Below are 25760 nucleotides of genomic sequence, written 5' to 3' on the forward strand. Positions count from 1 at the left end.
ATGTCGGAAAATTCATCCGATGATTGGATGAAAAGGCGAAATTCAATGACAGAAATACTTCCAATCGTTAAGCGCTCTCTGGTGGATCAGGCCCTGGAGCAATTACGCCTGCGCATCTCCAACGGCCTGTGGGTGGTAGGCCAGCGCTTGCCCACCGAGCCGGAACTGGCGAGCGAGTTGGGCATCAGCCGCAACACGGTGCGCGAGGCCATGCGGGTGCTGGCGTTTTGCGGGCTGATCGAGATTCGCCAGGGTGATGGCAGTTACCTGCGCGCCGTGGTCGACCCGATGGACACCCTCAAGGTGCTATCGCGCTGTTCCCTGAACCAGGCCCGCGAAACCCGGCAGATCCTTGAGGTCGAAGCCATCGGCCTGGCCGCGCTGCGCCGTACCGATGAGGACCTCAAGGCCCTGCATGAGGCGCTGGACATCAGCGGCCGCCACTACCACGGCGACCTCGACCACTACATCGCCTGCGACCTGACCTTCCATCGGCGCTTGGTGGAGGCCGCGCACAACCCGACCTTGAGCGAGCTGTACCGTTATTTTTCCAGCATCGTCGGCGCGCAATTGCGCCAGACCCTGAACATCACGCCACGGCGCCAGGAAGTGTTCGACTTGCATATCGAACTGTTGGCGGCGGTTGAACAACAAGATCCAGAACGGGCCAAGGCCCTGATGAGGCAACTGATTAATGAGCCCTGAAACCGACAACGCCTTGCCTGCCCGGCCCCACGACAGCCCTCAGGCCAAGCGCACGGCCGAGTTGGAGGAACTGCTGATCGACGCTGAAGCCGACGACGAGCAGGTGCAACACGCCCCCCCTGTGGTGCTGCGCCCTTGGCTGTTGTTGCTGGGGCTGGTGCTGGTGGCGCTGAACCTGCGCCCGGCCCTGTCGAGCATGGCGCCGCTACTGGGCGAGGTGTCGCGCAACCTGGGGTTGTCGGCGGCCCAGGCCGGGTTGCTGACCACCTTGCCGGTGCTGTGCCTGGGCCTGTTCGCGCCCCTGGCGCCGGTGCTGGCACGGCGCTTTGGCGCCGAGCGGGTGGTGCTGGGCATTTTGCTCACCCTGGGCGGCGGCATTGTCCTGCGCAGTTCGTTCGGCGAGGTCGGGTTGTTTGCCGGCAGCATCCTGGCTGGCGCCAGCATCGGTGTGATCGGCGTGTTGTTGCCGGGTATCGTCAAGCGCGATTTCGCCAAGCACGCGGGCACCATGACCGGGGTCTACACCATGGCCCTGTGCCTGGGCGCGGCGATGGCGGCGGGGGCGACCGTGCCGCTGAGCCAGCACTTTGGCCAGAACTGGGCCATGGGCCTGGGCTTTTGGGTGGTGCCGGCGGTGCTGGCGGCGATGTTCTGGTTGCCGCAAGTGGGGCGTCGCCAAGGTGCGCACCATGCCGCCTACCGGGTGCGCGGGCTATTGCGCGATCCGCTGGCCTGGCAGGTGACGTTGTACATGGGCCTGCAATCGTCCCTGGCCTACATCGTGTTCGGCTGGTTGCCGTCGATCCTTATCGGCCGGGGCCTGACGCCAACCCAGGCAGGGTTGGTGCTGTCGGGTTCGGTGATCGTGCAGTTGGCCAGCTCCCTGGCCGCGCCCTGGCTGGCGACGCGGGGCAAGGACCAGCGCCTGGCGATTGTCATCGTCATGTTGCTGGCCCTGGCGGGCTTGTTCGGCTGCCTGTACGCGCCCCTCGACGGCCTCTGGGGCTGGGCGATCCTGCTGGGCCTGGGCCAGGGCGGCACCTTTGCCCTGGCGCTGACCCTGATCGTGCTGCGCTCGCGCGACGCCCACGTGGCGGCGAATTTATCGAGCATGGCCCAGGGGTTTGGCTACACCCTAGCGTCCATGGGGCCCTTCGCTGTGGGCCTGGTGCACGACTGGACCGGCGGCTGGACGGCCCTGGGGTGGATCTTCGGGGTCATTGGCCTGGGAGCGATCATCGCGGGGCTGGGGGCCGGGCGGGCGCTATATGTAAATGTGGTGAGTGAGAAGGTGGGGTAGGGTTCATCTGTTTTCTTGGGGGCGAATCTGCCCCCGATCCTCCCCCCCTACAAATAAACCAACTCCAACGTCCCAGACCCATCGAGCCGCACATCGGTGCTCAGGTCCAGCACCTGTTTGGCCGCAATCACCACCTCAACACCCAACAGGCTCGTCAGGTGTTGCAAGGCCGCCGGGCCGCTGGTGCTGCCCTGGATGTCGGTAAAACCCAGGTAGCTGCGGGCGCCGACCTGGATTGGGTTGAGGTTGGCCATGCGCCACGCCAGGCCAGCGGTGGTGGATTCTGTGCCGAAGATCTGCCCATGGCTGTCGGCGACGGTGAGCGTGGGGTCGAACGTCACCGAGTACAGGCCGATGCGGTTGCCTGCGTTGTCCAACCCCAGGCCGTAGTAGATCTCGCTGTTGACCATGGCGGTGCCGTCGCGGTTGTCGCGCATGCGCAGGGCGAAGCGGCTCAAGCCGTCGCAGTCGATGGCCAGCGTCAGGTTGCGGCGGGGCAGGCGCGTGCCTTTGTCGGCGTTGAGGTCTTGCTGGGATATTTTGCCGAAGTCGATCAGGCCACCGCTGGACAGGGTCGGGGTGCACGCTGTCGGGGTAATCAGGCCGTTGACCGCCAGGTCCACTGTTGAGGCGGCCAGGGCGGGAGCGCCGGCGCTGAGGAGGCCGATGGCCGCCCAAGTGTTCAGTCTTGCGTTCATGGTGAAGCCCTCGCTGCGTTACAGGTAGATGATCTCGATGGTGCCCGAGCCGTCGAGTGCGACTTCGTTGCTCAGGTCCAGGGCCTGGGTCGGGGCGATCCAGGTCTGGATGCTGATGTTGCCGCTCAGGTTCTGGATGGCTGCGGGGCCGGCGTGACTGCCGGGGGTGGCAGTGAAACCCAGGTAACTGCGCGCGCCGATGGGAATGGGTTGGTTGCTAGCGCCGCTCCAGGCTGTGCCGGCGGTGGTGGAGTCGGTGCGGTAGACCTGGGGCAAGGCATCGGCGCTAATATCGGCGGGGTTGATGTTGAGGTAATAACGGCCAATTTTTTGCCGACTGTTGTCCAGGCCCAGGCCGTAGGCGGTTTCGTCGGCGCCGCCAGTGGCGGTGCCTTCGCGGTTGTCGTGCATCACCAGGGCAAAGGAGGTGGGTGCGTCGCAGCGGATGCTCAGCAGCAGGCTTTTGGCCGGCAAGCGAGTGTGTTCGTCGGGGCGCAGGTCGCTGGCCGAGAGCTTGCCCAAGTCCACCACGCCGCCGCCCGACAGGCTGGGTTCGCAGGCCGCCGGGGCGAAGCGGGCTTGCAGGGTCAGGGGCTGCGAGCGGCCCGTGGCGACTGAGTCGAGCAGGCCTGAGGTTTCCCAGGTGACGGCTTCGCGCAGTTGGGTGGCATCGGCTTGGGCCCAGGCACTGACCTGCACCACCAGCGCCAGGCTCTTGCCCTGGGCGGGCACGCCATCGCGCAGCGGGGTGATGGCGTGGTTCGGTCGCCAGTCCAGGGCTTGGGCGACGTGCCCCGGCGCCTGGCCACTGCCTGCGAGCAAGCCCAGTTCCACGGCTTGGCCGTCGAGCACCGCCTCCTGTACACGCAGGGCGTAGCTGCCGCGTTCGGTGAAGCGCAGGCGTTCGGCGCTGGCGGCGGGGGCGCGGTAGAACAGGGTCATGTCTTGGGCCTGGGGGCAATTGAGCTGCACGCTGATGCGCCGTTCACCCAACAGCCATTGCGGGGCCGAGGGGTTGCGGGCAGCGCGGTTCATCAGGCCGAAATCCAGCAGCGGTTCGCTCAGGCTCAGTTGGCAGGTATCGGCGCTGGCCTGCGGGGCGACGGCGCCGAGTAGGGCCAAGGCACAGGCGGCTAGCCAGAGGGAAGGTACGAGGTTCATGGCTGTTCTCCGGTGGCTTCGCGGCACAGGGCCGGGGCAGTTTCGTAGTAACGGTCGAGGTCGGGCTGGGCTGCTAGTTCGTAGCTCAGTTCGCAGCGCGGTTGCCCGGGGGCCTTGACCCACAGGCGCGGCACCTCCAGGACGTTGGTCAGGAACACCTTGCCGCCCTCCAGCACCAGGGTGACGAATTCGCCGTTGGCGTCACTTACCGTGGCCCCCCGTGGCAGCGGTTGGCCTTGGGGTGTGCTAACGGTGAGCAGCGCGCGGCGGGTTTTGCTCACCTCGAACTCGACACGGTCTACGGCGCCACGGCCGGCGGCGATCATCGCCAGGCCGTTGCCGATGTCGGCATTGCGCGGCAGTGAGCGGGTCTGCACTTGCACCGGGGTGCGGCCGTAGGCGCTGACCTGCGGCACCACAGCCTGGCCTTGCCAGTCGGTCCATACCGGGCCGCTGGGGGTGCTGACTTTGATACCGCTCATGTCCGCCACCGACAGCACGGCGAAGGTGTCGCGCACCGGGTAAGGCGACAGGGTCATGCCGGTGCCGTGCAGCACCACGGCGCCGCGCATGCCGCCCTGGTAGCTGGAGCGTTCGCTATCGTCGCGGGTGTAGTTCAGGTCCAGTTGGCTGTAGCGCGGCAGCACGGAAACCCCCAGGGAGGATTCGACCTGATGATCGCGGGTGTCTTGCTCCACCCCGACGCGGTAGCTGAACTGATCGTTGACCTGCTCGCTCATGCCTAGGCCGGTGCGGTGCTCGCCGCCGGAGTCGCGCACCCAGGTGCGACCGCGGCGATTACCGCCCAGGGGCACACTGACGCTCAGGTAGAGGCTGTTGTCCTGGTGGGCAGCGCCGCCCATTTGCCATTCGGCGCTGGCGGAAATCGACACCGCGCCCAGGTTGGTGCCCCAGGAGGCCAGGGCGCGATCACTGCTTTTACCGCCAAAGGAGGTGGTGCGCGACACACCGCCACTGAAGGCCCCCAGCCAAGGGTGCGACCAGGCAGCGCTGAGGCTTTGCTGGTCGCGGTAGCGTGCGTTGGTGTTGGAGCGCGAGTCGGCATCGAAGGCGGCGTCCTGTAATTCCCGGTAGCCTCGGGTGCGGTACGAGGTGCCGGCGCTGACCGACCAGCGCTCGCCGATTTGCTGGGACAGCGACAGGTCAGCCTGCATCCCCCGCGCTGTTTCGTCGGCCTGGCTGTCGGCCGCTTGCACGGCCACTTGCACCTGGCTGGCCGGCCATGGGGTCAGGCCCAGGCTGGCGCCGACGGAGCGGTAATCGCTGGCCGCCAGTGCGCCGAGGCCATAGCTGGTGTGGGGGCCGAGCGCGCCGCTCCAACCGGCGCTGACCACCCATGGGGCTTCGCCGCGGCTGTCGCCCAGGTTGCGTACTTGCCCGGCAGCCACCGAGAAGCCGGGGGCGGGCAGGCCGATGCCGAGCATGGCGGCGGGGACGGTGAAGCGCCGTTCCTCGCCCGCGCTTTCCTTGACCGTGACCTCGACATCGGCGCGGCTGTTGAGGCGGCGCACGTTGCTTAGGCTGAAGGGCCCGGCGGGCACCACGGTGGAGTGGATCAACGCGCCGTTTTGGCGCACCTCGACCTGCGCCGGGCTGTTGGCGACGCCCTGGATGCTGGCGCCCTGGGCCTGGTCTTGCAGGGCCTGTTCGGTGAGCACCTGCACGCCGGTGATCTGTGCCCCGGCGAGTACCGGGTTGTAGAGGTTGATCTGCCCGGCCTGGAGTACTGCTTGGTGTTGGGCGAAGGTGCGCTGGGCGTAGGCTTCCAGGTGGGTGGCGCGGGAGCTGTCATCCTGCCAGGTCTGCACCTGGCGGCTGCGCACGATCCAGTCGCCAGCATTGAAGCCCACCTCAGTGTTGGCCGAGCCGAAGCGGCTGCTGTCGTCGCCATAGCGGTTGTACAGGCCACTGAGGTCGTAGTTGAGCAGGCCGGCGAAACCGCCGGTTTCATAGCCTGACAGTTCCCGCTCCTGCGGGCGGAGGGCGTCGGTGGGCACCACCAGCGCCAGGCTCAGGCTGGCCGGGTCTTGTTCGATCAGGGTTTGCGGGTACTCACGCAAAAAGCCCTGGCAACTGTCATCGCTGCCCAGGCGCAGGCCCGCCGCGCTCAGCAGCGCTGGGGCCAGGCACAACTTGCCGTCTTGATCGAAGCGCGCATCGACCCGGCCCCGGCGTTGGCCGTTGACGGTCAGCGTCACCCGGTGCTCGCCCTGGGTGAAACGCGGCGCTTGCAGCAACAAGCTGGCCAGGTGCGGGTCGATGCCCCGTTGTTGCAGGGTTTGCAGGTCGAAGGTCGATGCACTGGCCGCCCGGGCGTCGGCCAGCAGCACGGCGGTGGCCAGGGCCAGAGCGCTGCGGGTCGGTAGCGCGCTGGTATAGGCGCAGATGGAAACGCCGGGCACGGCTTTGCCATCACGGTCAATGTCTACTGTGTTCACGCAGGGTTCTCAGGTTGTGAAATGCGTTGTGGCCGCCGCCGTTGTGCGTTGTAGCAAGCGCTCGGTCGCGTAGCGGCCGTAAAAAACGGCGGCCACAGAAACTAAGGGGCGCTGCGCACCCCAGCGCGGGTGAGCCCGCTTATTACATGAGAGGCACTTGCGGGGTCATTGCAGGGGTGCCTCGTAGGCTGCCACCGCAAAGCCGTACACCGTGGCCGGTTGCAGACGCACGCTGGTCGCACCGGGGCTGTTGGCTGCCACGCTCAGGGTTTCCCCTGGCAGCACGTAGGTGCGCGGCAGCATGGCGCTGGTCTTTCCCGGCAGCAGTTGCAGTTCCTGGGCCAGACGCACCACGTAAGGCGTGGCATTGGTGACGTGCAACTGGCCATCGCCCAGACGCCAGGTCAGGTCGGTCCAGGGCGTGCGGTTTTTCGCCAGGCCCTTGGGGTGCAGGATCACCGGCAGGTTCTGGCGCACGGTGACGCCCACCCTGGCATGGCCGTCGGCCACGGCGGAACGGCCCTGGGGCATGCCTTCGAAAATCACTCGTTTGAGGCGTTGGGTCAGCAAGGGCTTTTCGGTTTGCAGAATAAAGCGCACCAGTTGGGTCTTTGACGGCTCGACTCGGGATAGAGGTGGTGTGACGAATACGAGGGGTTCGGTGTCTTCGGGGATGTCTTCGAGGGTGACGTTGAGCAGGGCCAGGGTCGGATCGCTGTTGGTCACCGAGACCTGGGCTTCGCCCTGTTCCTCTTCGATTATCACCACCGAGGTGTCAGGGATCATGCCGTCGGCGGCGGCCGGGGCGCCAAGGCCCAGGGTCAGGCTGGCGAGGCAGGCGGCGAGCCAGCGAGGGGGAGTGTGCGTGGTCATGGGATGTCCGTAGGGGTTAAAGGGAGGCATCACAAATACCGCAGGTCCAGGGTGATCGAACCGTCCAGCGGCACCTCTTGATCCAGGGTCAGGTACATCGCGGCGTTGATCGAGGTGTCGATCCGCACGAGGGTGTCGAGCCTTGTGAGGGGCCGGGGTACGATCGCTCCGGGCTGGGCGAAGGCCATGTAGTTTCTCGGGTAGGCGTTGGGCTCGGGAAACCAGGAGGCGCCGTTGTTGCTGGAGGCCAGTGGTTGCACGGCTTGCCCATCGCCTACGGGGTTGCGGTAGGAAAACGCCACCGAGCCCAGGCGTTCGACGGGGGCATGGATGTTCTTGCCTAAGCCGTAGAAGAACCCCGGCGCCAGGGAAGAGTCGGCGCGGTTGTCCATGCCCACCAGGGCATAGAGTGTGGGTGAGCCACAGGTCACGTTCAGTTCCAGTATCTGGCTGGGCAGTACGGTGAACTCGTCCTTGTTCAGGCTTTTGGCGGGAATCCGGCCCAGGTCGATGATTCCGTTTTTGGACAGCAACACGACGCAGGCGCTGGGTGTGAGTGCGCCCTGCACGGCCAGTTGCACGCTAGAGTCGGCCAGGGCCGTGGTGGTAGCCAGCAGCGAGAGCAGCAGGGTGGGTATGCGGGTGGATGTGTTCATGGGCTGCGGTTCACTGGGGGTGAGTGCGTCCGGTTCATGGGGGAGGCCTGTTGCCCCTGCTGCACCAAGATGCGCGGCAGGGGCATTGGCGCTTACAGGTACTTCACTTCCAGGGTGGAGAGGCCGTCGATCTGCACTTCATTGGTCAGGTCCAGGGTGCTGGCAGCGGCGATGATGGTGTTGACCACCAGTTCCACGTTCCAGATCTGCACGGGGATCGGCACGCTCAGGTCGCTTGGGGCGGCTACCGACATGTACAGCCCGGGCGTCCAGTCGCTGCCCTGGCCCCAAGTGAGGCCGCCGTCGGTGGAAGCGATAGTCTGCGCGGCGACGCTGTCGGCTTGCGGGTTGAGCAGGCCGAGGGTGTACTTGCCCAGTTTCTGGTTGCTGTTAATCAGCCCCAGGCCGTAGCCATCGGTGTCGATCGCGGACCCCGCGCGGTTGTCGATGGCGTTGAGGGCGATCAGGGTCTTGCCTTCGCAGGTGACGGTCATTTGCAGGGTATTGCTGGCGACCTGGGTCGAGGTGTCCTGGTTCAGGTCCTTGGCCGAGATCTTGCCGATGTCGATGGTGCCGCCTCCGTCCAGGGCCGGTACGCAGGCGCTCGGCACGATCAGGCCCTTGACGGTGAGGTCTACGGTGGATGCGGCGAAGCTGGCGTGTGAAGTGGCCAGCAGGAGGGCGCAAGCGGCGAAACCAAGTGTCTTGTTCATTGCTAAAGAGTTCCTTTCTAGAAGAGGGCTTAAACAGGCTGAGCCCGATTACAGGTATTTCATTTGCACGGTGATATGGCCGTCGAGCGGTACTTCGTCGGTCAGGGTCAGGTCATTGGCGCGGGCGATCATGGTGTTGAACCGCAGTTGTGCCTTGAGGGTCGTGAGCGCCGCCGGCACCAGCGGCTGGCTGGTCAGGGCAATGGCTGTCATGCCGTTGTGGCCCAGGTAGGTGGTGGGCATCCAGGTGGCGCCGCCATCCCTGGACAGAATGGCACCGGCAGGCATGTCGTCCGCCTGGCTATTGATGATGCCCAGGTAGACGCTGCCCAGTTTTTCCTCGTCATTGACCATGCCCAAGCCATGCCAGTTGTCATTGATGGCCGACGAACCGGAGCGGTTGTCCACGGTGTTGAAGGCGAGCAGGGTCGAACCTTCGCAGACCACCTCCATGTCGATCACCACGGTGGGCAGGCTGGTGTACTGGTCGGCGTTGAGCGTTTGGGCTGACACCTTGCCATGGTCGATGTCGCCGCCGCCGGTCAGGTTCAGCTGGCAGGCATTGGGGGTAATCGCCCCGTTGACGGCCAGTTGAGTATTGCTGGCGGCCAGCAGCGCGGGCGCGAATAACAGCCCGGTCAACAGCATGGGTACTGAAAGGTTCATAGGGCGATAAAGCTCCTTCGGGTCGGGGTTACAGGTAAATCACATCAAGCGTGGCGGAACCGTCGATCGGCACCTCGTCACTCAGATCCATGTTGTCTGTTCTCAGAATGCTGGTGTTGATGAGCAGGTCCATCTTCAGGTTCTTGAGGGGGATCGGCGTGGAGTTGTCCACAGGGGAACTGATGGCATGGAGGTAGCCGGGGTCCATGAATTTTTCCTTGTACCAAGTGACGCCGTTGTCGCCGGACGCGATGGTATGCGCCGGCACTTCATCGGCTAGAGGGTTCTTCATCTCCAAGTAATAGGTGCCGAGCTTTTTGGTCCCGTTGACGAAACCGATGCCGTAGCTACTCCCGGGAAAACCCGAGGTACTACGGTTATCCAGGGGCTCGAGGGCAAACAGCGTGGCCGCCTCGCAATCGATGGTTAACTGCAGCGTGACATCAGGCAGGGCGGTCGGCCTGCTGGCATTGAGGTCTTTGGCCGAGATCTTGCCGTAATCGACAACGCCTGCGCTGGAGAGCATGGGGGAGCAGGCGCTGGGAGTAATGAGGCCACTGATGGCCAATTCGGTTGAACTGGCGGCAAACGCCGTGGGTGTTGCGGCAATCAATAGGGCGGTGTTGAGCGCGATGGCAAATTTGTTCATTTGATCTCCGTTGTTAAGGTCGGCGGTGTGTCCACTTTGAGCCAGCCGGGATAACAGGCTGGCAAACGTCGACGGGGCTTATAGGTACATCACATCCAGCGTGGTGGAGCCGTCGATAGGCACTTCGTTGCTCAGGTCCAACTCGGCAGATGGCGCGAAGCGAATACCCACGTCCACATCCACGTTCATTTCCTTAACCGGGATCGGTTGCAGCGGGCCGCCCAATGCCGCCGCCGAGACCCAGGTACCTGGCATCAGGTAAATCTTATTTTCCCAGGTGGCGCCCTTGTCTGCGGACCAGATCACCTGAGCGGGAATGCTGTCGGCCACCAGGCGCATCAGGGTCAGGTCGTAGTAGCCCAGCTTCTGGTCGCCATTGATTAGCCCCAGGCCATAGAGACCGTTGACGTAGGCGGACCCGGCGCGGTTGTCCGTGGAACTGAGCGCCATCAACGTCTGGGCCTCGCAGGTGACGTTCATTTGCAGCGTGCGTTTGCCGATGGGGGTGATCCCCATTTCATCCAGGTCGCTGGCAGAAATCTTGCCCAGGTCAATGACACCGCTCGAAGACAGTGTGGGGGTGCAGGCGCTGGGGGTAATCAGGCCTTTGATAGCCAACTCGGTCGAGCTGGCGGCCAATGCCGAGGCGCTGTGGGCAATTAACAGGGCGCTGCAGAGTGCGAGGGCAAACTTGTTCATTTGATCTATGTCCGGTGCAAGGTCGGCTGACGCGCCGGGCTGAATGTGCGAGTGGCAAAAAGCCCTGGCAGGTATCCAGGTAGCGGGTCTGATTCAAGCCCTCCGTGGGAGGTGTTTTTACCCTCTGGTGGGGTAGGGCGAAATCTATCGGGGGGGGCGGCGCAGGGGAAATACAACAATTACGACATTGGCGAATTTTCCGTTCGGGACGGCTGTTCGTCGGAATTTGTAGATTTACTTGTAGGATTTTTTGTCTTTTCGTAGTTCTTGTATCGCTAAATGTCTGATGAGTTGGCTAAGGTCGCTGCCCGAATTTTTCTGTAAGACCATCAGAATGTTTTCCTTAGCTTTTGTGCGCCCCTGCTGATGCCAGCACTGAATAGGCAGCCCGGCAGCAACCCCGGACAGGGTCCGGGAATGGCGGCCCCACCCTTGTGCTGGCAGGCATCGACCGTGCTGGTGGTGGAGGACCACCCGGCTTACCGCATCTTGATGGGCTGGTGCCTGCAACGCCTGCAGGTGGGCCACGAGGTGGTCGCCGATGGCCTCGCGGCGCTGGAAGCCTTGAGGCGTCGGCCCTTTGACCTGCTCATCAGTGATTGCCGCATGCCGGTCATGGACGGCTACGCCATGGCTCGCGAAGTGCGCCGTCGTGAGCAGGCCGAGGGCAGCCCGCGCATCCCCATCATCGCCCTGACCGCCAGCCGCGACCCCCATGAAGCTCAACGTTGCGCCGAAGCCGGCATGGACGCCTGGCAACTCAAACCCCTAACCCTGGAAAAACTGCGCGAAGTACTCGAACGCTGGCTACCCGCGTCGGCCCTCATGGCACCAGGACCTGCTGGGCTCGCACCCCGGGGGGCAGCCTGCCTGCTGCCGACGCGGGCGCAACTAGTGAACATTTTCGGTTGCCCCGAAATGGTCGACCTGATGCTGGCCAAGTTGATCGAGGAGGTCCGGGCAGACAGCCTGATATTGGCCCAGGCGCGTATTGCACGGGATGCGGGGACCACCGCCGAACGCCTGCACCGCTTGGTGGGGGGCATTGCTTTCCTGGGGATGGCGGACCTGGAGCGGCGCGGCACGCAACTGATAAGCGCGGTCCTGGCCTCAGGGGTGGCCGTGAACGACCAGGCCCTGGCGCACTTTCGCGATGAGGTGCAAGCCTGCCTCAATCACTTGGTCGCCTTGTAGGTGATAACCCACATTTCGCACGACAAATGCAGGATGTTTCTTCTGTGTCTGTAATTTGTGTATGTAAGCTTTTTCTTTTTGTTTTGTGGGCTTTATGCGCGCTCTCGCAAACACGGGGGATGGTTGTTTAGCGCGTTTTTTTGCCGGTTGTGAGAGGCGTGCGGCAGCGGTACTTTGCGCGAATTCAATTTGCCATCATCCAGGGAGAGCACCGATGCTGCGCGTCATAATCGCCGACGACCACCCCATTGTGCGTGTCGGCCAGCGAGTGGTGATCGAGGCCGGAGGGCGCTGCAAGGTCGTAGGCGAGGCCGATGGCCCCGATGAACTGCTGGCCTTGGTGGGCAGCGTTCCCTGTGACGTGCTGGTCACTGACTTTGCCATGCCGGGCAACCGTCAGTCCGATGGCTACGGCCTGCTGGGCCTGTTGCGCCGCCAGTACCCGCACCTGCCCGTGATCCTGGTCACCATGTTCGCCAATGTCGCTACCCTGCGTGCCTCCTTTGCCCACGGTGCCCAGGCCATCGTGGCCAAGAGCGCCTCGGCCCGGGAACTGCCCAGGGCCATCAGGGCCGTGAGCGAAGGCCAGACCTTCGTCAGCGAGTGCCTGCGGGAGCAACTGGTGGAGGCGGGGTGCGGCGACCCTTCGGCGCAACCGCAGTTGTCTGGCAAGGAGCGTGAAGTGGTACGCATGCTCGCCAGCGGCATGACCGTCAGCCAGATCGCAGCCCACGTCAACCGCAGCATTTCCACCATCAGCAAGCAAAAGAGCACCGCCATGCAGCGCTTGTGCATCTCCACCGACGTGGACTTGTTCACCTATGCCCGCAGCAGCGGCATGGTGCCTTAGCACCATTGCCATTCGCCCAGCGAATGCCCGTGGTTTTCCCGGCGTTGGCGGATTATCGTGCTGCATTCTTTTTACTTGTGGAGCCTGGCCATGACTGACGCCCATAACGCCCTGATTACCGAGTTCTATCGCGCGTTCCAGCGTCTGGATGCCGAGGCGATGAGCGCCTGCTACACCGACGACGTGCTGTTCCACGACCCCGCGTTCGGCCCGTTGCGTGGCCGTGATGCCGGTGACATGTGGCGCATGCTCACCACCCGGGCCAAGGATTTCACCTTGACCTTCGACAGCGTGCGCAGCGAGGGCAACACCGGCAGCGCTCACTGGGTCGCCACCTACCTGTTCAGCCAAACTGGCCGGGTGGTGGTCAACGATATCCAGGCACGCTTTGTGTTTCGCGACGGCAAGATCTGCGAGCACCACGACCATTTCGACCTGTGGCGTTGGGCGCGTCAGGCCTTGGGCACCAAAGGCCTGTTGCTGGGCTGGACGCCCCTGGTGCGCAACGCCGTGCGGGGCCAGGCCCTGAAGGGCTTGAAGGCATTCCAGGCCAGTCGCTGATAAGATCGCGGCTTCTCTTTCCTCGCCCAGATTGCCCCGTGAACGACCTGCCCAGCCCCAAAACCTGGTTCGTGTACTTGGTGCGCGCCGCCAATGGCGCCTTGTACTGCGGCATCAGCGATGACCCGGTGCGCCGTTTCGCCGCTCACCAACGGGGCAAGGGCGCGCGGTTTTTTCTCTCCAGCCCAGCGGTGGCGCTGGTGTATACCGAAGCCTGCCGCGACAAGGGCGAAGCGCTGCGCCAGGAGCGGCTGATTAAAAAACTGCGTAAGAGCGCCAAGGAATGCCTGGTGGCCAGCGCCGCGGTGGGCCCATCACGCTGACTGATGGGTTCCCATCAGGCACTGGCGCGGATTTGCGCGCTAAGCTGCGCATTCCCCACAACGGCGAAGGTTTCCAGCATGTCCGCGTTGATCCTGCACCACTACCCGACGTCCCCATTCGCGCAAAAGGCCCGCTTGCTGCTGGGCTTCAAAGGCCTATCCTGGCGCTCGGTGAAAATCCCGCCGATGATGCCCAAACCCGACCTCACAGCCCTGACCGGCGGCTACCGCAAGACCCCGGTGCTGCAAGTCGGCGCCGATATCTACTGCGATACGGCCCTGATCGCCCGGCGCCTGGAGCAGGAAAAAGCTGCGCCGACGCTGTTCCCCCAAGGCCAGGGAATGATCGTGACGGCGTTCGCCGCGTGGGCAGACTCGGTGGTGTTCCAGCACGCGGTAAGCCTGGTGTTTCAGCCCGAATCCGTGGCCCTGCGGTTTGCCCAATTGCCGCCCGAAGCAGTCAAGGCGTTCCTGGCCGACCGTGCCGGGTTGTTCAATGGCGGCAGTGCCAGCCGGTTGTCGGCGCAGCAGGCCCGTCACCAGTGGCCGAGCATCATGGCGCGCCTGGAACAGCAGTTGCAGCATGAGCCGGGGGATTTCCTCTTCGGCGAGCCGTCGATCGCCGACTTCGCCATGGCCCACCCTTTGTGGTTCCTCAAGGGCACGCCCGTCACGGCACCGTTGGTGGACGCCTATCCGGCGGTTTCGGCCTGGTTCGCGCGGGTATTGGCGTTTGGCCAAGGCGCAGCCAGCGACATGAGCGCCGAAGAGGCCTTGCAGGTGGCCCGCGCGGCGCAACCGGCGGTGTTGCCGAGTGAGGTGTTCGCTGAACCCAACGGTGTGAAACCCGGCCAGCCAGTGCTGATCGCGGCGACCGACTACGGTGTCGATCCGGTGGCCGGTGAGTTGCTGTTTGCCGGCAGCGAAGAATTGATCCTGCGCCGCGAAGACGAACGCGCAGGCGTGGTGCATGTGCACTTCCCGCGTTTAGGCTTTCGCATCGAAGCGCAATGAGGCGCAAGCGGGCTTGCCCTAGACGGTGTTGGGCCGCTACGCGACCGAGCACGGGCAAGCCCGCTTGCTACGGTAGGGCCTTGAGGATGGCGTCCGGCTCGTAGCCGCGGATCAGCGTACCGTTGACGTCCAGGATCGGAATTCCACCACCGCCCAGTGCCTGGTAGGCCTGGCGGGCCTGGGCGTCCTTGTCGATATCGAACTCCTGGTACGGGATACCTTTGTGGTCGAGAAACCGCCGGGTGCTCTGGCAGTAACCGCACCACGCGGTGGTGTAGAACACCACTTTGGCCTGGGTGCGGGTTGCCTGCGAGACCGCTTCCCCGGGGTTGAACAAGCGCTCGACCTTGCCCCAGTTCTGATAGATCACCACCACCAGCAAAACCAGCAGGATTTTCTTCAATACACCGCCCAGCATCAGTTACGGCGCTTGAGCTGATCGGTCAGTTGGGTGGGCAGGCCCTTGATAATCAGGGTGCCGGCTTCTTCGTCGTACTCGATCTTGGAGCCCAGCAAGTGCGCCTCGAAACTGATGGACAGGCCTTCAGCGCGGCCGGTGAAACGGCGGAATTGATTGAGGGTGCGTTTGTCGGCAGGGATTTCCGGGGACAGACCGTAGTCTTTGTTGCGGATGTGGTCGTAGAAAGCTTTGGGCCGTTCTTCGTCGATCAATTCCGACAACTCTTCCAGGCCCATCGGCTCGCCGAGCTTGGCCTGGCTGCTGGCGTAGTCCACCAGGGTCTTGGTTTTCTCGCGGGCCGATTCTTCCGGCAGGTCTTCGCTTTCGACGAAGTCACTGAAGGCCTTGAGCAGGGTGCGGGTTTCGCCGGGGCCATCGACGCCTTCCTGGCAGCCGATGAAGTCGCGGAAGTACTCCGAGACTTTCTTGCCATTCTTGCCCTTGATAAAGGAGATGTACTGCTTGGACTGCTTGTTGTTCTGCCACTCGGAAATGTTGATCCGCGCCGCCAGGTGCAACTGGCCCAGGTCCAGGTGGCGCGAGGGCGTCACGTCCAGTTGCTCGGTAACAGCCACGCCTTCGCTGTGGTGTAGCAGGGCGATGGCCAGGTAGTCGGTCATGCCCTGTTGATAGTGGGCGAACAGCACATGGCCGCCGACCGACAGGTTGGACTCTTCCATCAGCTTTTGCAGGTGTTCGACCGCGACGCGGCTGAACGCGGTGAAGTCCTTGCCGCCGTCCAGGTATTCCTTGAGCCAGCCGCTGAACGGGTGCGCCCCTGATTCGCCATGGAACAGCCCCCACGCCTTGCCTTGCTTGGCGTTGTAGCTCTCGTTGAGGTCGGCGAGCATGTTTTCGATGGCCGTCGACTCTGCCAGTTCCGAGTCGCGGGCATGAAGAACGGCAGGCGTACCGTCGGGTTTTTTGTCGATCAAGTGGACGATGCAATGACGGATCGGCATGGGCTTCTCGGCTGGTGGAAGGGCGGGGGCGGGCTCGCCGGAAAAGGCCCAAGTGTACCGTACCTGCGGGTTTGGGCGCTGTCCGACGACAGATTTGGGCGGTTCTGACCCGTGTCATGCAATTTTTTATGGGTTTGAGGCGATAAAGCTGACCAATTGGGTAGGTAGAGGCGGATATTTCCCCGTCTCTGTGCTAGTTTTGCCCCCGTCTTACGCGAACTCTCGGCGTTAAGCGTGCATTCAGCACTGTCAGGTCGAACCAAACCCTGATTTCGGTATCTATAGCCCCGACCCGTCGTGGTTCCAACCGGGGTGCCAGGTCCAGAAGATCTGGCTCGATGGCTGACACTGCACTCTGCAATCCAAATGAATTTGATAGGGAAGGAACACCACAATGGCTATGACTAAAGACGAACTGATCAGCGATATCGCTGGTGCCATCGGCGAGCCGAAGACCACCGCACGCAACGCTCTGGACCAACTGGCCCAAATCGTTGCCGATCAGTTGGAAAATGGCGGCGAAATCACTCTGCCAGGCATTGGCAAGCTGAAAGTGACCGAGCGTCCTGCCCGTACTGGCCGTAACCCTTCGACTGGCGCTGCCATCGAAATCGCTGCCAAAAAAGTTATCAAGCTGGTTGTGGCTAAAGGCCTGACTGACGCGGTTAACAAGTAAGACCGAAGTTCAAAAAAAACCGTGCGCCGGAGCGATCCGGGCACGGTTTTTTATTGCCTGCGATTTGTTGGTGCTCAGTCCTTGCGGGCCCAGCGTTGGCGCCAAGCCTGCTGTTGTGCCTCGGTCTGGAACGTCCAGGCGACGAAGCGGCTTTGCTTCTGGCCCTGGGACATTTCCACCACTTGGCTTTGCAGGACGCCGGCCTTTTTCAGGGCGGTCTGGATCGCGGGCAGGTTCGAGGCTTTGGATACCAGGGTGCTGAACCACAACACTTGCTGGGGCACATGGGCGCTTTCGGCGATCAGTTGGGTGACGAAGCGCGCTTCACCGCCCTCGCACCACAACTCTGCCGATTGGCCGCCGAAGTTCAGCACCGGCAACTGGCGCTTGGGGTCGGCGCGGCCCAGGGCGCGCCATTTGCGCTCGCTGCCACGGGTCGCTTCGTCCATCGAGGCGTGGAACGGCGGGTTGCACATGGTCAGGTCGAAACGTTCGTTGGCCTCAAGCAAACCCAGCAGGATGTGTTTGGGGTTATTTTGCTGGCGCAACTGGATGGCTTTGTTCAGGCCATTGGATTGCACGATGGCCTTGGCGGCGGCGATGGCCTTGGGGTCGATCTCCGAACCCAGGAAGTGCCAGCGGTAGTCGCTATAGCCGATCAACGGGTAGACGCAGTTGGCGCCCATGCCGATGTCCAGCACCTTGACCGGCGCGCCACGGGGGATCACGCCTTCGTTGACGCTGGCCAGCAGGTCGGCGAGGAAGTGCACGTAATCGGCACGTCCCGGTACTGGCGGGCACAGGTAGTCGGCGGGAATGTCCCAGTGGGCAACGCCATAGAAGGACTTGAGCAGCGCCCGGTTGAACACCCGCACCGCATCGGGGCTGGCGAAGTCGATGCTTTCCTTGCCGTAAGGGTTGAGGATCACAAAACGCGCCAATTCCGGTGTGGTCTTGATAAGCGCCGGGAAGTCGTAGCGACCCTGGTGGCGGTTGCGCGGGTGCAGGCTGGCCTTGGCGCGTGGCTCTACAGCCTTGGCAGGCTTGGTTTTGGTGCGCGGGGCTTTAGGTTTGCTGGGGGCGGTCATGGGCGGGTCGATTCGGGGGTTGGCTCAAAGTGGCGGGCATTGTCCCACATCTATGGGGAGTACCGATCAACTGTACGAGCCTGCTCGCTCCCCCGGTGTTTTTGCGCAGGGCGTTTGGGGGACCAAAAAAAAGAGACCCGAAGGTCTCTTTTCATACGGGCGACACCTTACAGGCTGGCAATCCGCGCATGTTGCTCGGCCAACTTGCCCAGGGCCTGTTCGGCCTCGGCCAGTTTGGCGCGCTCCTTGTCGATGACTTCGGCCGGGGCCTTGTCAACGAAACCGGCATTGGACAGCTTGCCGCCGACCCGTTGCACTTCGCCTTGCAGGCGCTGGATTTCCTTGTCCAGGCGCGCCAGTTCGGCAGCTTTGTCGATCAGGCCGGCCATGGGCACCAGCACTTCCATCTCACCCACCAGGGCGGTGGCGGACAGCGGCGCTTCTTGGCCCGCGGCCAATACGGTGATGGATTCGAGCTTGGCCAGTTTTTTCAGCATCGCTTCGTTTTCGCTCAGGCGACGCTGGTCCTGGGCGTTGACGTTTTTGAGGAACAGCGGCAGGGGTTTGCCCGGGCCGATGTTCATCTCGCCACGGATGTTGCGCGTGCCGAGCATCAAGCTCTTGAGCCATTCGATATCGCCTTCGGCCGCCTCATCGATGCGAGCTTCGTTGGCCACTGGCCAAGGCTGCAGCATGATGGTTTTGCCCTCGATACCGGCCAGCGGCGCGAGGCGCTGCCAGATTTCTTCGGTGATGAACGGCATGAACGGATGGGCCAGGCGCATCGCCACTTCGAGCACGCGTACCAGGGTGCGGCGGGTGCCGCGCTGGCGTTCGATGGGCGAGTTTTCGTCCCACAGCACGGGTTTGGACAGTTCCAGGTACCAGTCGCAGTATTGGTTCCAGATGAACTCGTACAAGGCCTGCGCCGCCAGGTCGAAGCGGAACTGGTCAAGTTGGCGGGTCACTTCGGCTTCGGTGCGCTGCAACTGGGAGATGATCCAGCGATCGGCCAGGGACAGCTCCACCGCTTCGCCGTTCTGGCCGCAATCTTCGCCCTTGTCCAGCACGTAGCGCGCAGCGTTCCAGATCTTGTTGCAGAAGTTGCGATAGCCTTCGACGCGGCCCATGTCGAACTTGATGTCGCGGCCGGTGGACGCCAGCGAGCAGAAGGTGAAGCGCAGGGCGTCGGTGCCGTAGCTGGCGATGCCGTCGGCGAACTCGTCGCGGGTCTGCTTCTCGATCTTTTTCGCCAGTTTGGGCTGCATCAGGCCGGTGGTGCGTTTTTGCACCAGGGTTTCCAGGTCGATGCCGTCGATGATGTCCAGCGGGTCCAGGACGTTGCCCTTGGACTTGGACATCTTCTGGCCCTGGCCGTCGCGTACCAGGCCATGCACGTAGACAGTTTTGAACGGCACTTGCGGCGTGCCGTCTTCGTTTTTCACCAGGTGCATGGTGAGCATAATCATCCGGGCGACCCAGAAGAAAATGATGTCGAAACCGGTGACCAGAACGTCGGTGGAGTGGAATTTCTTCAGGAACTCCGTCTGCTCTGGCCAGCCCAGGGTGGAGAAGGTCCACAGGCCGGAACTGAACCAGGTGTCGAGGACGTCGTTGTCCTGTTGCAGCGCCACGTCCGGGCCCAGGTTGTGCTTGGCACGCACCTGCGCTTCGTCGCGGCCGACATAGACCTTGCCGGCCTCGTCGTACCAGGCCGGAATGCGGTGGCCCCACCACAGTTGGCGGCTGATGCACCAATCCTGGATGTCGCGCATCCAGGAGAAGTACATGTTTTCGTATTGCTTGGGCACGAACTGGATGCGGCCGTCTTCAACGGCGGCAATCGCGGGCTCGGCCAGGGGTTTGGTGGAGACGTACCACTGGTCGGTCAGCCACGGCTCGATAATGGTGCCGGAGCGGTCGCCCTTGGGCACTTTCAAGGCGTGGTCGTCAACGCTGACCAGCAGGCCGGCGGCATCGAAGTCGGCGACGATCTGCTTGCGGGCCTCGAAGCGGTCCAGGCCGGCGTACTGCGCCGGGATCTGGCCGTCGACGCTGTCGTTGAGGGTGCCGTCGAGGTTGAACACTTGGCAGGCCGGCAGCACGCTGGCGTTCTTGTCAAAGATGTTGAGTAGCGGCAGGTTGTGGCGCTTGCCCACTTCGTAGTCGTTGAAGTCGTGGGCCGGGGTGATTTTCACGCAACCGGTGCCGAACGCTGGGTCGCAGTAGTCGTCGGCGATGATCGGGATACGGCGCCCGACCAGCGGCAGTTCGACGAACTTGCCGATCAGGGCCTGGTAGCGCTCGTCGTTGGGGTTAACCGCAACGGCGGAGTCGCCCAGCATGGTTTCCGGGCGGGTGGTGGCGACGATCAGGTAGTCGTTGCCCTCGGCGGTTTTGGCGCCGTCAGCCAACGGGTACTTGAGGTTCCACAGGAAGCCCTTTTCGTCGTGGTTTTCCACTTCGAGGTCAGAAATCGCGGTGTGCAGCTTGGTGTCCCAGTTGACCAGGCGTTTGCCACGGTAGATCAGGCCATCCTCGTGCAGGCGCACGAAGGCTTCCTTGACCGCTTCCGACAGGCCATCATCCATGGTGAAGCGTTCGCGGCTCCAGTCTACGGACGAGCCGAGGCGACGGATCTGACGGGTGATGTTGCCACCGGACTCGGCTTTCCATTCCCAGACTTTTTCCAGGAACTTCTCCCGGCCCAGGTCGTGGCGGCTCTGGCCCTTGGCTTCGAGTTGGCGCTCTACCAGCATCTGCGTAGCGATGCCAGCGTGGTCGGTGCCTGGCTGCCACAGGGTGTTGCGCCCCTGCATGCGGCGAAAGCGAATCAGGGCGTCCATGATCGCGTTGTTGAAGCCATGGCCCATGTGCAGGCTGCCAGTGACGTTCGGTGGCGGGATCATGATGGTGTAGGAATCGCCCGCGCCTTGCGGGGCGAAGTAGTTCTCGGACTCCCAGGTGTTGTACCAGGAAGTTTCAATGGCGTGCGGCTGGTAGGTCTTATCCATGCGCGGCGGGACCCTATTGGCATTTATTCAGGAAAAGCCGGGAAGTATAGCGGCGGGGGGCGTGGCAAGCCACAAGCTGCAAGCTACAAGAAGAGAGTGCTCGGCTTGCCGCTTAAAGCTTGCCGCTTGTAGCCGCGGCCAGTAACCGCTCCATCCGCGCTTCGAGGCGGCGCTTGATTTCGGTTTCGATGTGAGGGGCGAAGTCGTCGATGACGTCTTGCATGATGAGCTGGGCCGCGGCGCGCAGTTCGCTCTCCAGGTGCAGCAGAGTGTCGGGAGCGTTGTCCGCGACGGGAGCGGGGGTTGGTTTGGGCGCAGGTGCAGCCGGGATCTGGGCGCTGATTTGCTCGAATAGCAGGGGGATTTGCACCTCGCTGGCGACCGTTTCGGTCAGCAGCGGCGGTTGCAGGTTGTCGTCGCCGAGCAGTTGGCGGATCGACTCAAGGTCGTCCAGCAGGTGCGCGGATTTTTGTAGTGGGTTCGGGGTGTCCATCGTGGGCTCAGAGTCGCTGTAATCGGTGATCTTGCAGAGGATAGCCCTGTTCACGGTAGAAGCGGAAACTCTCCCGTGCGGCCTGACGAATTGCCGGGTCTTCGACCACCACTTCCGCTACGCGGGCAAAGCGCGGGGCGAAGGCCGGGACCTTAAGGGCGAGGTTGACCAGCAGGTCTTGGTGCTCGCCGCAGTCGTCGCCCAGGCCCAGGACCACCTGGCCGTCGCGCTCGCTTTCGGCCGGGCCGTGGGGCACGAAGCTTTCGCCCTTAAAACGCCAGAGGCGGGCGTCGAGATCGTCGCGCTGAGCCGCGTCGCAGCAATGCAGGTAGATGCGGTGGCCCATGCGCCAGGCTTTTTCGGTGAGCTTGCAGGCAAAATCCAGGCGCGCCGAAGGATCGGCACTGGGCAGGATATAAAAGTCGACTTGGGTCATTGCGGTTCCTGGGCCCGGGTGGCGTTGAATGGAGCAACGCCGCCCGTGCTCATTGGGTTCAGGCGTTGGCGCGATCGATCAGGTATTGGGTCAGCAGCGGCACTGGCCGGCCGGTGGCGCCTTTGTCCTTGCCGCCGCTGGTCCAGGCTGTGCCGGCGATGTCCAGGTGTGCCCAGTTGAAGTTCTTGGCAAAGCGCGACAGGAAGCAGGCCGCGGTGATGGTCCCGGCCTTCGGCCCGCCGATGTTGGCGATGTCGGCGAACGGGCTGTCCAGTTGCTCCTGGTATTCATCGAACAGCGGCAGTTGCCAGGCGCGGTCGTCGGCCTGCACGCCGGCGCTGAGCAGTTGGCCGATCAGTTCGTCGTTGTTGCCCAAAAGGCCCGAGGTGTGGGAACCCAGGGCAACGATGCAAGCGCCGGTCAGGGTGGCGATGTCGACCACAGCCTGGGGCTTGAAGCGTTCGGCGTAGGTCAGGGCATCGCACAGCACCAGGCGCCCTTCGGCGTCGGTGTTGAGGATTTCCACGGTCTGGCCGCTCATGGTGGTGACGATATCGCCAGGACGGGCGGCCTTGCCGCTGGGCATGTTCTCGGCGCAGGCCAGGATGCACACTAGGTTGATCGGCAGCTTGAGTTCCAGCACCGCACGCAGGGTGCCGAACACGCTGGCCGCGCCGCCCATGTCGTATTTCATTTCATCCATGCCGGCACCGGGCTTGAGGCTGATGCCGCCGGTGTCGAAGGTGATGCCCTTGCCGACCAGGGCGAAGGGTTTCTCGGATTTCTTGCCGCCGTTGTACTGCATCACGATCAGGCGTGGCGGTTGCTCGCTGCCTTGACCGACGGCGTAGAACGAGCCCATGCCCAGTTCCTTGATTTTCTTCTCGTCCAGGACTTCGACTTTCAGGCTTTTATAAGCCTTGCCCAGCTCCTTGGCTTGCTCGCCGAGGAAGGTTGGGTGGCAGATGTTTGGCGGCAGGTTGCCCAGGTCGCGGGTGAACGCCATGCCGCCGGCGATGGCCTGGGCGTGGGTCACGGCGCGTTCGACTTCAGCCTGGGCGGCCTTGATGGTCAGCAGGGTGATTTTCTTCAGGGCGTGGGGTTCGGCTTTCTGGCTCTTGAAGCGGTCGAAGCTGTATTGGCCGTCGAGCAGGGTTTCGGCCAGCAGGCGGGTCTTGCCGTAGCTGTCGCGGCCCTTGACCTGCACGTCGTCCAGGGCCAGCACGGCGTCGCTGCCGCCCAGGCTTTTGAGGGTGTTGAGGATGGCGGCGACGATTTTGCGCAAAGGGCGGTCGCCCAGCTCTTGATCCTTGCCCACGCCCACCAGCAGCACGCGTTCGGCTTTGAGGTTGGGCAGGTTGTGCAGCAGCAGGCTCTGGCCGATTTTGCCGGCCAGGTCGCCGCGCTTGAGCACGGCACTGATGGCGCCGCCGCTTTGTTCGTCGAGGCGGCTGGCGCTGGCGCCCAGTTTGCGGCCTTCACCGACAGCGACGACCACGGTGGCGGTCTTCACGGTTTCTGGGTTAACGCTCTTTACAACCAATTCCATGTCCGGCTCCCTGAATAAATGGTCAATAGGCGCACCGCCAGGCAGCGGGCGCTTGAGGCGTGTTCTATAAAGAAAGGCGCCGGTGCGTGCCAGCGACAAAGCGGCCAGTTTGAACCTCGCCGCCCGAGGCTGACAACCCTCGCAGCGCATGCGCAGTGACAGGCGCACCCAATCACAGGATAATGCGCCATCTTTTTCGGCGGCCGTCTATTGCGCGCCCGCTCGCGACGTTTGCTTGTTTGGCCGCCTTAGCCTGACAACCCTGGAGTGTCTGGTTTGATCGTCTTCCGTTATCTATCCCGCGAAGTCCTGTTGACCCTCAGCGCCGTCAGCGCCGTGCTGCTGGTCATCATCATGAGCGGGCGCTTCATCAAATACCTGGCCCAGGCTGCCTCTGGCGCGCTGGACCCAGGCTCGCTGTTCCTCATCATGGGGTTTCGCCTGCCGGGCTTTTTGCAACTGATCCTGCCGTTGGGGCTGTTTCTCGGCATTCTGCTGGCCTATGGCCGATTGTACCTGGAAAGCGAAATGACCGTGCTCTCGGCCACCGGTATGAGCCAGCAACGCCTGCTGGGCATGACCATGGTGCCGGCCGCGCTGGTGGCGCTGATCGTCGCCTGGCTGAGCCTGAGCCTGGCGCCGCAAGGGGCCAACCAGTTCCAGTTGCTGCTCAACAAGCAGGACGCGATGACCGAGTTCGACACCTTGGTGCCCGGCCGCTTCCAAGCGCTGCGCGATGGCACGCGGGTGACCTACACCGAAAAACTGTCCGACGACCGCACCAACCTGGCCGGTGTGTTTATTTCCGAGAAACGGGTGTCGGCGGACAAGAAAGACCGGGGCATTTCCGTGCTGGTGGCCGAGAAGGGCCGCCAGGAGGTCCAGGAGGATGGCAACCGCTACCTGATCTTGGAAAACGGCTATCGCTACGATGGCAACCCGGGGCAGGCGGACTACCGTGCCATCAAGTACGACACCTACGGCGTGCTGCTGCCCAAGCCTGATGTCAGTGACGAAGTGACCGACCGTGACGCCATGTCCACCCGTACCCTGCTGGGGAACGACGACCTGCGCTCACGCACCGAGCTGCAATGGCGCCTATCGCTGCCGCTGCTGGTGTTCATCGTGACGCTGATGGCGGTGCCGCTCTCGCGGGTCAACCCGCGCCAAGGGCGTTTCCTCAAGCTGCTGCCGGCGATCCTCCTTTATATGGCTTACCTGAGCATCCTCATCGCCGCCCGTGGCGCCCTGGAAAAAGGCAAGATCCCGCCCGCGCTGGGCTTGTGGTGGGTTCACGGGATTTTCCTGGCCATTGGCCTGGGGCTTTTGTACTGGGAGCCGTGGCGTTTGAAGATGGCGAGTCGCCGCAGTGTGTTGGAGGTGGCCCGTGGGTAAGCTCGACCGCTACATTGGTAGCAGCGTATTCATGGCCATCATCGCCGTGCTGGGGATCATCCTCGGCCTGGCGTCCCTGTTCGCCTTCATCGATGAAATGGGTGACGTCAGCGACACCTATACCTTGGTCGATGTGCTGAGCTTCGTGCTGCTGACCGCGCCACGGCGGGTCTACGACATGCTGCCGATGGCGGCGCTGATTGGCTGCCTGATCGGCCTGGGCAGCCTGGCCAGCGCCAGCGAACTGACCATCATGCGTGCGGCCGGGGTGTCCATCGGGCGCATCGTCTGGGCGGTGATGAAGCCGATGCTGGTACTGATGCTGGTGGGCGTGCTGGTGGGCGAGTATGTCGCCCCGGCCACGGAAAACATGGCCCAGGCCAACCGCTCCCTGGCCCAGGGCGGCGGCGAGGCGCAAAGCGCCAAGCACGGTTTGTGGCACCGGCAGGGCGACGAGTTCATCCACATCAACTCGGTGCAACCCAACGGCTTGCTCTACGGTGTCACCCGCTACCGCTTCGACAAGGAGCGGCACATGCAATCGTCGAGTTTCGCCCGGCGGGCGACGTTCGATCAGGATCACTGGCAACTGACGGACGTCACCACCACCCTGTTCCATGGCGACAGCACTGAAGTGGTCAATGTGCCCGAAGAGCGCTGGGACGTGGCCCTCAGCCCGCAACTGCTGAGCACCGTGGTCATGGCCCCGGACTCGCTGTCCATCACCGGCCTGTGGGGTTACATCCACTACCTGGCCGACCAGGGCCTGAACAATGGCCGTTACTGGCTGGCCTTTTGGGTCAAGGTGCTGCAGCCCTTGGTTACGGCGGCGCTGGTGCTGATGGCGATTTCCTTCATCTTCGGCCCGCTGCGTTCGGTGACCTTGGGCCAGCGCGTGTTTACCGGTGTGCTGGTGGGTTTCACCTTCCGCATCGCCCAGGACTTGCTCGGCCCCTCGAGCCTGGTGTTCGGCTTCTCGCCGCTGTTCGCGGTGCTGGTGCCGGCCGGGATTTGCGCCCTGGCAGGCGTCTGGCTGCTGCGCCGGGCCGGCTGAGCCCGTATCAGGCTGCACGCAAAGCGCCCTGGTCGAAAGACCGGGGCGTTTTTCATTGTGCGCTGCTGACAGGTGAACGTGACGCTGGCGCCGTGGATCAGGTACAATTCCC

At 63.4% G+C, this 25760-nt stretch carries 26 protein-coding genes; 10 read left to right on the forward strand and 16 right to left on the reverse strand.

Annotated features, from left to right (window positions below):
• The first annotated feature begins 45 nt into the window (after positions 1-45).
• Positions 46-705, forward strand: coding sequence for a FadR/GntR family transcriptional regulator (locus CKW13_RS01335; RefSeq protein ID WP_095106199.1), 660 nt, complete (start codon positions 46-48; stop codon positions 703-705).
• Positions 695-2005, forward strand: a complete 1311-nt coding sequence (locus tag CKW13_RS01340; RefSeq protein ID WP_095106201.1) for a CynX/NimT family MFS transporter — start codon at positions 695-697, stop codon at positions 2003-2005. The genes CKW13_RS01335 and CKW13_RS01340 overlap by 11 nt, the downstream gene beginning before the upstream one ends.
• A gap of 47 nt (positions 2006-2052) precedes the next feature.
• On the opposite strand, the gene CKW13_RS01345 is transcribed toward CKW13_RS01340, so the two are convergent.
• The 9 genes from CKW13_RS01345 to CKW13_RS01385 all read right to left on the reverse strand — a co-directional run bounded on the left by CKW13_RS01345 (position 2053) and on the right by CKW13_RS01385 (position 10579).
• Complete coding sequence (locus CKW13_RS01345) at positions 2053-2703, reverse strand: DUF1120 domain-containing protein (RefSeq protein ID WP_095106203.1); 651 nt, start codon at positions 2701-2703, stop codon at positions 2053-2055.
• Positions 2704-2721: 18 nt separating this feature from the next.
• Entirely contained in the window at positions 2722-3864 is a 1143-nt protein-coding gene (locus CKW13_RS01350; protein ID WP_095106204.1) for a DUF1120 domain-containing protein, read from the reverse strand.
• The gene (locus tag CKW13_RS01355; RefSeq protein WP_095106206.1) at positions 3861-6323 is read right to left on the reverse strand and encodes a fimbria/pilus outer membrane usher protein; all 2463 of its coding nucleotides are present in this window, start codon (positions 6321-6323) and stop codon (positions 3861-3863) included. The genes CKW13_RS01350 and CKW13_RS01355 overlap by 4 nt, the downstream gene beginning before the upstream one ends.
• Positions 6324-6488: 165 nt before the next feature.
• The gene (locus CKW13_RS01360) at positions 6489-7196 is read right to left on the reverse strand and encodes a fimbria/pilus chaperone family protein (protein WP_095106207.1); all 708 of its coding nucleotides are present in this window, start codon (positions 7194-7196) and stop codon (positions 6489-6491) included.
• A gap of 29 nt (positions 7197-7225) precedes the next feature.
• Complete coding sequence (locus CKW13_RS01365) at positions 7226-7852, reverse strand: DUF1120 domain-containing protein (protein ID WP_095106208.1); 627 nt, start codon at positions 7850-7852, stop codon at positions 7226-7228.
• Positions 7853-7944: 92 nt separating this feature from the next.
• On the reverse strand, positions 7945-8565 hold the full coding sequence (locus tag CKW13_RS01370) for a DUF1120 domain-containing protein (RefSeq protein WP_095106210.1): 621 nt from the start codon (positions 8563-8565) through the stop codon (positions 7945-7947).
• A gap of 48 nt (positions 8566-8613) precedes the next feature.
• Positions 8614-9231: a DUF1120 domain-containing protein gene (locus tag CKW13_RS01375; RefSeq protein ID WP_095106211.1), complete on the reverse strand. Its 618-nt coding sequence runs from the start codon at positions 9229-9231 to the stop codon at positions 8614-8616.
• A 28-nt stretch (positions 9232-9259) separates the two neighbouring features.
• On the reverse strand, positions 9260-9880 hold the full coding sequence (locus CKW13_RS01380) for a DUF1120 domain-containing protein (protein ID WP_095106213.1): 621 nt from the start codon (positions 9878-9880) through the stop codon (positions 9260-9262).
• A 78-nt stretch (positions 9881-9958) separates the two neighbouring features.
• Complete coding sequence (locus CKW13_RS01385) at positions 9959-10579, reverse strand: DUF1120 domain-containing protein (protein WP_095106215.1); 621 nt, start codon at positions 10577-10579, stop codon at positions 9959-9961.
• Between the two features lie 417 nt (positions 10580-10996).
• Here CKW13_RS01385 and CKW13_RS01390 point away from each other — a divergent pair, with 417 nt between their 5' ends.
• From CKW13_RS01390 to CKW13_RS01410, 5 genes are all read left to right on the forward strand, one after another.
• The gene (locus CKW13_RS01390) at positions 10997-11773 is read left to right on the forward strand and encodes a response regulator (protein WP_176465024.1); all 777 of its coding nucleotides are present in this window, start codon (positions 10997-10999) and stop codon (positions 11771-11773) included.
• A 214-nt stretch (positions 11774-11987) separates the two neighbouring features.
• The gene (locus CKW13_RS01395; protein ID WP_095106219.1) at positions 11988-12623 is read left to right on the forward strand and encodes a response regulator transcription factor; all 636 of its coding nucleotides are present in this window, start codon (positions 11988-11990) and stop codon (positions 12621-12623) included.
• 90 nt (positions 12624-12713) lie between these two features.
• On the forward strand, positions 12714-13184 hold the full coding sequence (locus tag CKW13_RS01400) for a nuclear transport factor 2 family protein (RefSeq protein WP_095106221.1): 471 nt from the start codon (positions 12714-12716) through the stop codon (positions 13182-13184).
• 38 nt (positions 13185-13222) lie between these two features.
• A complete protein-coding gene (locus CKW13_RS01405; RefSeq protein ID WP_095106223.1) occupies positions 13223-13507 on the forward strand; it encodes a GIY-YIG nuclease family protein in 285 nt (94 codons plus the stop codon).
• 78 nt (positions 13508-13585) lie between these two features.
• On the forward strand, positions 13586-14521 hold the full coding sequence (locus CKW13_RS01410) for a glutathione S-transferase family protein (protein WP_095106225.1): 936 nt from the start codon (positions 13586-13588) through the stop codon (positions 14519-14521).
• Positions 14522-14588: 67 nt separating this feature from the next.
• On the opposite strand, the gene CKW13_RS01415 is transcribed toward CKW13_RS01410, so the two are convergent.
• On the reverse strand, positions 14589-14939 hold the full coding sequence (locus CKW13_RS01415; protein ID WP_095106226.1) for a glutaredoxin family protein: 351 nt from the start codon (positions 14937-14939) through the stop codon (positions 14589-14591).
• Entirely contained in the window at positions 14939-15943 is a 1005-nt protein-coding gene (yejK, locus tag CKW13_RS01420) for a nucleoid-associated protein YejK (RefSeq protein WP_095106227.1), read from the reverse strand. The genes CKW13_RS01415 and yejK overlap by 1 nt, the downstream gene beginning before the upstream one ends.
• 394 nt (positions 15944-16337) lie before the next feature.
• Between yejK and CKW13_RS01425 the strand changes: the two genes are divergently transcribed.
• Positions 16338-16619 carry an HU family DNA-binding protein gene (locus CKW13_RS01425; RefSeq protein WP_095106229.1) on the forward strand — a complete coding sequence of 94 codons (282 nt, stop codon included), beginning with the start codon at positions 16338-16340 and terminating at the stop codon, positions 16617-16619.
• Between the two features lie 74 nt (positions 16620-16693).
• Here CKW13_RS01425 and rlmF read toward each other — a convergent pair whose 3' ends face one another.
• From rlmF to CKW13_RS01450, 5 genes are all read right to left on the reverse strand, one after another.
• Positions 16694-17707, reverse strand: coding sequence for a 23S rRNA (adenine(1618)-N(6))-methyltransferase RlmF (rlmF, locus tag CKW13_RS01430; RefSeq protein ID WP_095106230.1), 1014 nt, complete (start codon positions 17705-17707; stop codon positions 16694-16696).
• 167 nt (positions 17708-17874) lie between these two features.
• Positions 17875-20721 (reverse strand): valine--tRNA ligase, encoded by a 2847-nt coding sequence (locus tag CKW13_RS01435; RefSeq protein ID WP_095106231.1) that lies wholly within the window; start codon positions 20719-20721, stop codon positions 17875-17877.
• A 112-nt stretch (positions 20722-20833) separates the two neighbouring features.
• The gene (locus tag CKW13_RS01440; RefSeq protein ID WP_095106233.1) at positions 20834-21214 is read right to left on the reverse strand and encodes a DNA polymerase III subunit chi; all 381 of its coding nucleotides are present in this window, start codon (positions 21212-21214) and stop codon (positions 20834-20836) included.
• A 7-nt stretch (positions 21215-21221) separates the two neighbouring features.
• Positions 21222-21650 (reverse strand): DNA polymerase III subunit chi, encoded by a 429-nt coding sequence (locus CKW13_RS01445; RefSeq protein ID WP_095106234.1) that lies wholly within the window; start codon positions 21648-21650, stop codon positions 21222-21224.
• Between the two features lie 58 nt (positions 21651-21708).
• Positions 21709-23199, reverse strand: coding sequence for a leucyl aminopeptidase (locus tag CKW13_RS01450; protein ID WP_095106236.1), 1491 nt, complete (start codon positions 23197-23199; stop codon positions 21709-21711).
• 276 nt (positions 23200-23475) lie between these two features.
• Between CKW13_RS01450 and lptF the strand changes: the two genes are divergently transcribed.
• Together lptF and lptG are read left to right on the forward strand one after the other, a co-directional pair.
• Positions 23476-24594, forward strand: a complete 1119-nt coding sequence (gene lptF, locus CKW13_RS01455) for an LPS export ABC transporter permease LptF (protein WP_095106238.1) — start codon at positions 23476-23478, stop codon at positions 24592-24594.
• Positions 24587-25648 (forward strand): LPS export ABC transporter permease LptG, encoded by a 1062-nt coding sequence (lptG, locus tag CKW13_RS01460; protein WP_095106240.1) that lies wholly within the window; start codon positions 24587-24589, stop codon positions 25646-25648. Before lptF ends, lptG begins: the two co-directional genes overlap by 8 nt.
• Positions 25649-25760 lie beyond the last annotated feature (112 nt).

The sequence above is a fragment of the Pseudomonas sp. Irchel 3E20 genome (genome assembly GCF_900187645.1).
Taxonomy (GTDB): Bacteria; Pseudomonadota; Gammaproteobacteria; order Pseudomonadales; family Pseudomonadaceae; genus Aquipseudomonas.